The organism is Brotaphodocola sp., assembly GCF_050873365.1.
Classification (GTDB): domain Bacteria; phylum Bacillota; class Clostridia; order Lachnospirales; family Lachnospiraceae; genus Brotaphodocola.
Genome location: NZ_JBNMIQ010000049.1, coordinates 1 through 10,150, shown reverse-complemented (window position 1 = coordinate 10,150; position 10,150 = coordinate 1). Strand labels below are relative to the sequence as shown.

Annotated in this window: 6 protein-coding genes, 1 rRNA gene and 1 riboswitch; all 7 genes read left to right on the top strand. The window is 48.2% G+C overall.

Annotated features, from left to right (window positions below; genetic code table 11):
• Positions 1 to 117, top strand: a 23S ribosomal RNA gene (locus tag ACR0QT_RS14100); the annotation flags it as partial.
• Between the two features lie 302 nt (positions 118 to 419).
• Complete coding sequence (locus ACR0QT_RS14095; protein WP_432631331.1) at positions 420 to 2,990, top strand: MBL fold metallo-hydrolase; 2,571 nt, start codon at positions 420 to 422, stop codon at positions 2,988 to 2,990.
• A complete protein-coding gene (locus ACR0QT_RS14090) occupies positions 2,991 to 5,657 on the top strand; it encodes an Hsp70 family protein (protein ID WP_432631330.1) in 2,667 nt (888 codons plus the stop codon). It begins immediately after the preceding gene.
• Positions 5,658 to 5,721: 64 nt separating this feature from the next.
• A riboswitch (TPP riboswitch) is annotated at positions 5,722 to 5,826 on the top strand.
• 139 nt (positions 5,827 to 5,965) lie between these two features.
• Positions 5,966 to 6,739, top strand: coding sequence for an ABC transporter permease (locus ACR0QT_RS14085; protein ID WP_432631329.1), 774 nt, complete (start codon positions 5,966 to 5,968; stop codon positions 6,737 to 6,739).
• A 141-nt stretch (positions 6,740 to 6,880) separates the two neighbouring features.
• On the top strand, positions 6,881 to 7,984 hold the full coding sequence (locus ACR0QT_RS14080) for an ABC transporter substrate-binding protein (RefSeq protein WP_432631328.1): 1,104 nt from the start codon (positions 6,881 to 6,883) through the stop codon (positions 7,982 to 7,984).
• Positions 7,985 to 8,085: 101 nt separating this feature from the next.
• Positions 8,086 to 8,832 carry an ABC transporter ATP-binding protein gene (locus tag ACR0QT_RS14075; RefSeq protein ID WP_432631327.1) on the top strand — a complete coding sequence of 249 codons (747 nt, stop codon included), beginning with the start codon at positions 8,086 to 8,088 and terminating at the stop codon, positions 8,830 to 8,832.
• A 4-nt stretch (positions 8,833 to 8,836) separates the two neighbouring features.
• Positions 8,837 to 9,643, top strand: a complete 807-nt coding sequence (locus tag ACR0QT_RS14070; RefSeq protein WP_432631326.1) for a TatD family hydrolase — start codon at positions 8,837 to 8,839, stop codon at positions 9,641 to 9,643.
• Positions 9,644 to 10,150: the final 507 nt, after the last annotated feature.

Below are 10,150 nucleotides of genomic sequence, written 5' to 3'. Positions count from 1 at the left end.
TGAGATATCCCATCGCAAGAGTAAGACCCCTTGAAGACGACGAGGTAGATAGGGCAGAGGTGGAAGCGCAGTAATGTGTGGAGCTGACTGTCACTAATAGGTCGAGGGCTTAACCAAGACGGTTTAGGAGAAATACAGAAAACGGATGATTCAATGTGCAGTTTTGAAGGTATATGAATAAAAGATATAATAACGTAAAACTGCATTCCAGAGATGGGGTGCAGTTTTTTTGTACGATTCAAATTTTTTATAGGATTCAAATATTTCTTTCGATCAATCAATATATTCACACAAATCGTTACAAAAACTTCAGGATCGTGTATAATACTGTTAAACGCTTTTTTATAGGAGGAAGAAATTGGGAAATTGCCTCCTATCATAATAATTGAGAATAGTTCAGAATGGAAGTGAAAGAACCTATGAGTGATTATTTGATTCCGCTCGGAGGCGGAGATGAGGTGGGAGCGTCTGCCTATTTTCTTTTTATAGATGGAATTCGGATTTTGCTTGACTGTGGGGCACGCCTGCAACGCCCCGACATCGAGGAAATTTATCCGGATTATGAGCGTCTCTTGCAGGAAATCTCGGATTATTCCGATCTGGATCTGATTTTGATCAGTCACGCCCATTATGATCATATTGGTTCTTTTGCTAAGATTGCCACACTGGCGCCACATGCGGAAATTCTGGCGACTCAGGACACGAAGCGTCTGATCGAGGTACAACTTCTGGAATTCGGAAGAATCTCGGGAAGGGAGGAGTCCGAGCGGGTAAAGAATGAGCGGTATCGTCGGGCACAGAATCTGTTGTCGAGGATTCAGATCAAACCGGTCATGAAGCCGTTTTCGATCAAGGGATGCAAGATCACTCTTTTACCGGCAGGGCATATGATCGGTGCGGTGATGATTTACTTAGAGACAGGCAGTCACCGGATCCTTTATTCCGGAGATTTCAGTGTCAAGACGAGGTTCGGACTCAATGGAATGAGGATTCCAAGTAGTATTTCCCCGAAAGTCTTTCTCCTAAATGCCCCGAATACATATCTTGACGCCAACGAGTGGCAGAAGGAACTTGTACTCGTGCAGAGCGCACAGAGTGGCAAAACCGGGCTTGCAGATTTTGCGGATCAAAGTGGTCGTGCAGGTCGAACGGAAGATCGAAGTACAGAGCAAAGTGCAGATCAAAGTGCAGATCAAAGTGCAGATCAAAGGGCAGATCGAGCAGAACAGGCGGATCAGACGGGACAGGCAAATACGGCGAATCGAAGTGGTGAGACGGAAGAATCCGCAGATACAAAGAGTGGGGAGCGAACGGGACAGGCTCAGGCTATGGAGGAGTCTAGTCACTACGGAAAACTAGAGTCCATCATCAAGAGGAATTTAGCCCAGAACAAACGGGTCTATCTGATTTCAAAGAGCATTCCCAAACATCTCGATCTCTTGTATTTTTTGAAAGAGGTATTTCCGGATACGCCCGTATTTTTAGAGCCAAAGAGCAAGAAAATTGCGGATACGCTTGCGGATATGGGATATTTTGTCTACGGGAATCGCATCCAGTCTGAACAGGAGATCCAAAAGAATCAGGGCGGATATATCGTCGTCGGTCAGGAATCCGCAAGAGCGGGCTGTGTCTCAGTTTTGTTTGATCTGTACAGTCTGCATGCAGGACCGGCAGAAATATACCGGTTTGCGGAAAATCTGGGCGTCGATCAGATCTATTTGCTTCATGTGTATCCAAAGTTTCGGAAAAAGTCGCTGGGGGATGTCATGAAAGAAAATCATCCGAATCTCTCTGTGACTCAGGCAAAGAATGGGTTTAAATATTATATAAAGAGGGAGAAAGCTATGAAATATGATCAGATATTTCAGGACGTGATGCAGAAAGAACTTTCAAAGGCACAGGAATTGCAGGAGGACCCTTCCACTGCAACGATCCGCGCAAAGCTGATGGGCGAGTGGGTCGCAGTCTATGGAAGCCTTCGTTATCCGAACTGCCATCCGAGAGATGCCTACCGGATGAGTCAGGAAGTTTTGAAAGAAAACCGGGTTTCGTATGAGACGTATCTGGAAGCGCTCGAGAGTGTCAATCTGGATCAGGAAGAAAAGCGCAAATATATTCTTGGCATTGTGGAGCAGGGGATCTCTTGGCTGAAGCAGGCTTTAGACGGAGATCAGGAGGCAATGCAGAAGTATGCAGAGTTCACGGAAAATCTGGAACGGAGAGACAGGAAAAATCACAGAATCTTTTTCCTCGGAAAATACATGGTAATTTTCCTGGTTATGGTTGATCCGGATCTGAAAAATGAAACATACAGCCCGATCTTATATACCTTCCGGTCGAGATACTGCGATCGCCTTCTCCGCAATATTCGCAGTGCTCTGTTTGAGCAGTATGGAATGAAGAGACAGAAAAAGAGTGCGAGAGATGTCCTCAAGCAGACGGAGCGTGTGCTGAACGAGTCCTCGGAGGCGGTTGCCGAATACCAGTCGGGAAATGAACTCGAACAGCTTCGTTTCATGAAGGACAATTACAAGAATTCTCTCGAACTTGTGCAGGCGATGTTTGATGAGCTGAATGAGACGATTGACGAGGCGACGGAGGATGCCAAGAATACGGCGATCGCTTCGTTCTACTCGATGATGAACTCCGAAAAATATGGGCATCTCTTGGACAGCATGGAGATGGTGGAGAAGAGACTTGCAATGCTCAAAGAGCAGAAAGTGAAAACGCCCCCTCAGCTTCTTCCGCTCACGATCGTGTTTAAGCAGTTGCTTCGGTTTATCAAGGACTGCGGGGTGACGCCGATCGACTGCACGGGACGGGAGTTTGAGACGGAAGTCGAGGGACTTGCAGAGTATACTTATATCGGAGAATCGTACACGGAGCCGAATCAGAAGAAGACGGTTGTGGTGGAGCATCCGGGTTGGAAGTTTGGATCTACGGTGATTTCCCTGCCGACGGTGCGGGAGAAGGAAGAGGAGGTGGAGTAAATGTCAGAAATGTACACAGCGATCGATCTCGGAACGACAAACTCCGTAATCGCATATGCCAATATTGTTCGGGACAAGATGAAGCCGGTTGTCCTGAATCTGGAGAGAAAAAATGATACGGGAAGCACGTCGAGGGCACCTCTGCTTCCTTCTGTTGTCTTTTATTATAAGAATCAGGAAGGAAAGATTGTCACCGATGTCGGCGATTATGCGAAGAGCCGATACGGGACGAGAGCCGGGTATGTGTGCAAGTCCGTAAAGTCGCTGATGGGAGTCAGTGACCAGGTCAATCTCGCAGATGAGATCCCGGACAAGACTCCGGCAGACGTGTCCGCCCGGATTCTCTCTTATATGATCAATGTCGCAAAAAAGCGTCTGTTTCAGGAGGAAATCCGCGATGTCGTGATCACGGTTCCGGCATCGTTTGACTCCGATCAGTGCCAGGCGACGATTGACGCGGCGAAAAAAGCGGGAATCAATGTCGAGAACATGCATGAAATCCTGCTGTATGAGCCAAAGGCAGTTATCTATGATTTCATGCGGATGCAGGAGGATGGAGAGATCCCGTCGGATTTGCTCTCCCTCGATACCGAGAAGAATGTCATGGTCTTTGATCTCGGCGGAGGTACGCTCGATGTGACGCTTCACAGAGTCAGCAGTACTCCGGAGGGGCTGATTGACATTCGAGATCTTGCGATCAGCCGTTACACGCTTCTCGGCGGAGACAATTTCGATGAGCTTCTCGCTGAGGACATGCTCAAGAGATTTCAGGAAATGTATGAGATTGTCGTTCCGACCAAGCGCAGAGAAGAAGTGATGTGCAAACTCAGAAAGCTGGCAGAAGAATTAAAAGTCAAGATTTCGATGGCATATGATGACGCAGACATGTCGGGCGTACAGCTTCCGGATGATTACAGCGAGGAAGTCATGGACATCAATCTCTACGATGCCTACTCGTTTGAGACGACTTACACAAAGGCGGAGATGGAGAGCATCATTGCGCCTTTGATGGGGTATACATACAAGATGGAAGATGTCGGACGAATTCAGAAGATGGATGAGCGCGATGTCAACAACATCATTTATCCGATTCTGGATGTGCTTGACAAAGCCGGAAAAGGAGTGAAGATTGACGCGGTTATTTTAAACGGTGGAATGACAAAATGTTATCTGATTCGCCAGAGACTGAAAGAATTTTTCGGATTTGAACCGCTTGCGACGAGTGATCCGGATCTCGCAGTTGCACGAGGCGCAGTCTATTATCATTATTGCCTTCACAAGTACCATGTGCAGAGAATTGGAGAAGAGAACAATGGAAATCGGACGCTCACAGCGACTGCGGAATCCGTTAACAATCCAGCGCCGGAAAATCGTGAGACCAAAATTCCTGTCTTCCACACCGGAACGATTTTAAATGACTCGATCAACCTTGGTCTGAGAAATGAGTATGTCAGTCTGTTGATTCCTGCCGGAACGGAACTGCCTTATCGATCGGAAGAAATCCGGGACTGTTATAAACTCGACAAGACGACAGATGCGATTGGAATTGAGCTTTACCTTGGAAGAGGAACGACAAAGAATCTTCCGAACCGGCGCATTGCGACGAGAGTCGTGAAATTCCAGAATCCTTATCCGGCCAACACGCCGATCAGTTTCCAGATCTATATCAATTCGATGAGAATGATGACGATGGAGGCATGGATCACCGACCGCCCGAAGACAAAGACGATCATGGAGATGGACATGACATCCCTGAAGACGACGGCGAGAAGTGCACGGGGAATCAGTGCGATCGGAAAGATGAAGCTCAATGCAAAGAGTGAGTTAAACGGTCTTAAACTTCTTGCAGAGAAGAATGAGAGACTTGGATTTAAACTTAACGGAGAGGTCAAGAAAGCCTTGGAGGCGATTGGACAGGCATCCAATCCCGAAGACTTTTTTGAGCCGTGCATGGATCTGATCAATTCCTGCAATCAGGCCGACTTGATGGTAGGTTACGTCTATGCAATCGGAACGTTGCTTCGGGATGGCTGGACGCAGTCGCAGAAGAGAACGATCTTGCAGAGGGCAAAACAGCATTTCAATCCCTATGCAACCGCGATCAAGCAGTCGAGCTATGTGCTTAGAAATGCTCTGGAAATGATTGCGGTGATGGACCCGAATTTCGTTGATTTTTATGTGGACTATATCACAAAAATGCCGGGAGAGGCGGAGTATCAGAAACTCGCAATCTTCCAGTTTATGCTCCGTTATGAGAAGGATGATGCGAAAGTTGCAAACTTCTTTGAGCGATTTTTCCGGATGTCCGACATGAACAAGTGGGTTGCAAATCTGATGATTCAGCGTTACGGAAGGGGAGCTGAGAAAGAGCACCAGCAGAAATTTGCAAAATTTGTGAAGAATCTGTCTGCGGGTCTTCGCACAAAGGAGAGGGAGCTGGTACAGGACTATGCGGTTCTGGTAATCGCGGAGCTTTGTAGCAGGAACAAAGAGAATCCTCTGCAAAACGATAAGTACACCATTAAACCGGTATGGCAGGCAGTAAAGACCTATCTTGCCGGCGATGAGCGGACCGATTTTGTCTCGGCTGTGGAAAAGATCTGGAATGATGAAGAACTCAACGAGAGAGAGATCCAGGCGACTAGCGCAATCTTCAAGGAGGGATGAGGCGCGCATTTACCATTGTCATTGCCAAAAAGATGTGCTATAATTAACGGGCGCAAAAAGAAAAACAAGCAAAAAGGGGAGTCTGCACACAGGCTGAGAGGAAATAAAGGATTTCGACCCATGACCTGATCTGGATCATGCCAGCGTAGGAAAAATAAGAAGAATGAAGAAAATGGAAATGATAGATTTCTGATCGTTCTAATAAAAACCGCTGTCCTGTGATGGCGGTTTTTCTGTTTTATATTCTTTTATATTCCGTTGTGTTGATGCGTCTGTTGAGAAAATAAAAGGGAGTGTTGTGGACAAAGATGAAAAATACAAGAGAAAAACTCACGCCGATTCTTTTTATTCTGGCGGTGTTGGCGTTCTGGGAGGGAGCGGTTCGGGTACTTCAGATTCCGCTCTACGTTCTGCCATCGCCGATTGCAGTGGTTCAGGCGCTGATTTCAGAGAGCTCAGAGCTTTGTGGACACGCACTTGTGACGACGGGGGAGGCACTTCTCGGAATTGTGATTGCCTTTGTGTTATCGCTGGTGCTTGGAATTTTGATGGATTCGTTTCCGGCGATTCGGAGCAGTCTCTATCCGATCCTTGTTGTGACACAGACGGTTCCGATGATTGTGATGGCGCCGATTCTGATTATCTACATGGGATTTGGAATGGCACCGAAGATTTTGACGGTTGTGCTGATGTGCTTTTTCCCGGTTGCGGTCAGCTTTGCGGATGGTCTTCAGAGGGTGAATGAGGAGTATGTCCATCTTGTGCGCTCTTACGGGGCCGGAAAGTGGAAGGCATACTGGCTTGTAAAGATTCCGGCCGCAATTCCGGAGCTTCTTTCTGGAATGAAGGTGGCAGCGACATACAGCATCAGCGGTGCGGTAGTCGGCGAGTGGCTCGGTTCCCAGAAAGGACTTGGCTATTATCTGCTCCGCGTGAAAAACAGCTACATGCTCGACAAAGTTTTCGCGTGTGTAGTCTTTATTATTGTGTTGAGTCTGTGCATGAATGGACTTACACGCCTGATCGCCTGGGTGACAATGCCGTATGAGCGCAAGAAAACCGGAGTCAAAGCCGGAAAGTAAAGTGCTCGGAAGAAATAAATCACCAAGTCGATGCTTGCGTCGACTTGAATCTAAATCTAAGAGATCAAGCGCTCAAATTAGAGCAGGATCAAAAATATGCAGAAATGCAAAAAAAGCAGAAACAAAAAAGAGGAGAACATTATGAGAAAAACATGGAAAACAGCAGGAAGCATGCTGATGGCAGTTGCTTTGATGACGGCAAGCCTTTCAGGATGTGGCGCATCAAACGAGACGAGTGAGACGAAGGCTTCGGAGTCTGCATCCGCTGAGACGGAGTCTGCAAATGCAGAGTCCGGCGAGGAGAGCAAGGCGGAGGCTTCTGGCGTTTCTTCGGATTCTGGTGAGAAAGAAGACGTGACGGTGATTCTTGACTATGTGGCAAATACAAACCACACGGGCATGTATGTCGCACTCGATCAGGGCTATTATGAGGAAGAGGGCTTAAACGTTAATATCGTGGAGCCGACTGAGGGAGCGACTGCTACGCTTGTCGCTGTCGGAAAAGGTGATTTCGGCATCAGCTATCAGGAAGATGTGACTGTGGCTCTGACGTCCAAGGATGCCCTTCCGATCAAGGCAATCGCAGCACTGATCCAGCACAACACTTCCGGCTTTGTGACCTATGCAGACAAGGAGATCACCTCCCCGAAGGATTTTGAGGGAAAGACTTATGCAGGTTGGGGTGGTCCTGGAGAGGAAGCTGTCCTGAAAGCAGTGATGACGCAGGCCGGTGCAGACTTTTCTAAGTTAAACATGGTAATCTCCGACGGTTCCGGTTTTGAGGCACTGAAGGATAAGGTGGATATCATGTGGTTCTTTGAGGGTTGGGACAATGTAAAGTGCAAGCTCAATGACTTCCCGATCAATTACATGGAGCTTCGTCAGCTCGATGAGCGCCTTGACTACTACACCCCGGTTATCATTGCAAATAATGATACACTGAAGAATAAGCCGGAGATGGTCAAGAAGTTCCTCTCTGCAACCGAGAAGGGTTACCGTTATGCGATTGAGAATCCGGATGAGAGTGCAGAGATTCTTCAGAAGTATGCACCGGATTATGATCTTGAGATGCTGAAGATGTCCCAGGAGTATCTGTCTGGAAAATATATGGAGGATACCGATCGTTGGGGAGAGATGAAGGACAGCGTGTGGGATAACTACACCGATTTCATGGCAGAGTACGGTGTGATTGATCACAAGATTCCGGCTGGAGATTGCTATACAAACGAGTTCCTTCCGGAGTAAGGAAGGAACGTAGAAAGGCGTGTGTGCTGGGCGGGTACGCAGGCATACATGCCGATAGACAGACATACAGAAACAGAGAACAGAAGGGAATAGGGGACGCAATGAGAAAACTGGAAGTATCCGGACTGGTATTTTCCTATGAGAATCGAAAGATTTTAAATCAGCTTGATTTTTCTGTTGAGGAGGGCGAGTTTGTGAGCATTCTCGGTCCTTCCGGTTGCGGAAAGTCGACGCTCTTGAAACTGATGACGGGAGTTCTTGCGCCGGAAAGCGGGGAAATCCGGGTGGATGGAGAGTCGATTCAGGGAATTACCGAGCATTTTGCCTACATGCCACAGAATGACCTTCTGTTCCCGTGGAAGACAATTTTGGAAAATGTCTGTCTCTATGGACGAATTCATGGGACTCTGGCTCAGGTAAAGCAGGAGGCAGAGCGTCAGATTGAGGCGTTTGGTTTGAAAGGATATGAAAATGAGTATCCATCTGCACTCTCCGGTGGAATGCGCCAGAGAGCTGCCTTTCTCCGGACGCTTCTGTGCCATGCGGATATCCTGCTTCTTGATGAGCCGTTTGGCGCGCTCGATGTCATCACGCGTGGAGAGATGCAGGACTGGCTTCTTGGTGTCCGAAAAAAGATGAACCGCACCGTTCTTCTCGTGACACACGACATGGATGAGGCGATTTATCTGTCTGACCGAATCCTGATTCTCGATCGCGAGTCGGGAAAGGTCCGTCGGGAACTTTGCATCACCGAAAAAAATCGCTCCCGTGACTGGCTCTATCAGCAGGGAGATCTGCGCAGGGAGATTTACCGCGAGATCATGGGTGAGAGGAATGCAAAGGGATGAAAAGATGAGAGAAGTTGAGGGGGAGAACAACAAGATGAGCTATGCAGATGCACACGCCCACGTTTCGACGGTACAGGAGGCTTGTCAGAGAATTGAGAACCGGATCTTTACGCTGGCATCTGCGGGCACCCCGGCAGAGGCGCAGTGTCTGACGGGGGTTTGTAAAATTCCGGGTGCAGAGGGCGTGTTGATTCCAACATTCGGGCTTCATCCCTGGCACAGCGCAGAGTACTCGGTGCAGGATCTGCTCCCATATCTGGAGACTTGCAGAGTTGTCGGGGAGATCGGTATGGATGGCTTATGGTGTGATGTGCCGTTGAAACGCCAGAGGGAAGTCTTTGAGGAACAGCTTTTGTTTGCGTGTCAAAAAAAGAAACCGGTTGTGCTTCACACAAAGGATCAGGAGCGGGAGATTGCTGAGCTGATCCGCCAGTATCCGAACCGGTATCTTGTGCACTGGTATTCCGCGGATCATGATTTGGAGCGTTATCTCGATCTCGACTGTTTCTTCTCGATCGGACCGGATGTGATCTGGAATCCGGCTGTGCAGGAGGTCGCAAGAATCGTTCGCCCGGAGCGGATTCTTGTCGAGACAGACGGGATGGAGGCGGTCAAATGGGCGTTTGAGGAGGGCAGACGCATCGACTCAGAGCGTGGAGTTGGCAAGTTTTTGAACTTGGAGATGCCGGAATCCGTCAAGGCATCCCTCTCACAGACGATTCAGAAGACGGCTGAACTTCGGGGCTGTGATCCGGAAGTGCTGAGGGCGCAGAGTGTGAAAAATTTCTCCGATTATCTGCGAGAGTCATGATTCAGTTACTGTTCATGCGTTGCACAGACTATAACTCCGCGTGGATGCGCAGTGATTCTGATTGGAGGATATCAGCAGAGCTGACCAGAATCACGCGCCAAGTCGATGCTTGCGTCGACTTGAATAGATTTCTCTTATTTCTCTCATTCGAGGGATTGACATATGGTTTTTCTTGTGTGTATACTAATAAAAAGAGACCCGTGGCAGTATCTTCGTGGCGAGAGTGACGAAGCAAGCGAACCTCGGATAAAATGAGAGCTGGCCGGCGTTTCCACATGGAAGCGACCGGCTGATTTTATTGTTTTACAGAGTTTGTCACCCGGATTCCCATTTTACGAATCTCTTTATGAGGATGGGAAGGATAGGGGTTCAAGTCGACGCTCGCGGAGACTTGGCGCGTGATTTTGGTCAGCTCTGCTGACATCTTCTTATCAAAATCACTGCGCATCCTCGCGGAGCGTATAACTCAGAAGGGGATTGTCTCCCCTCCTGAGAAAGTTTGTGATA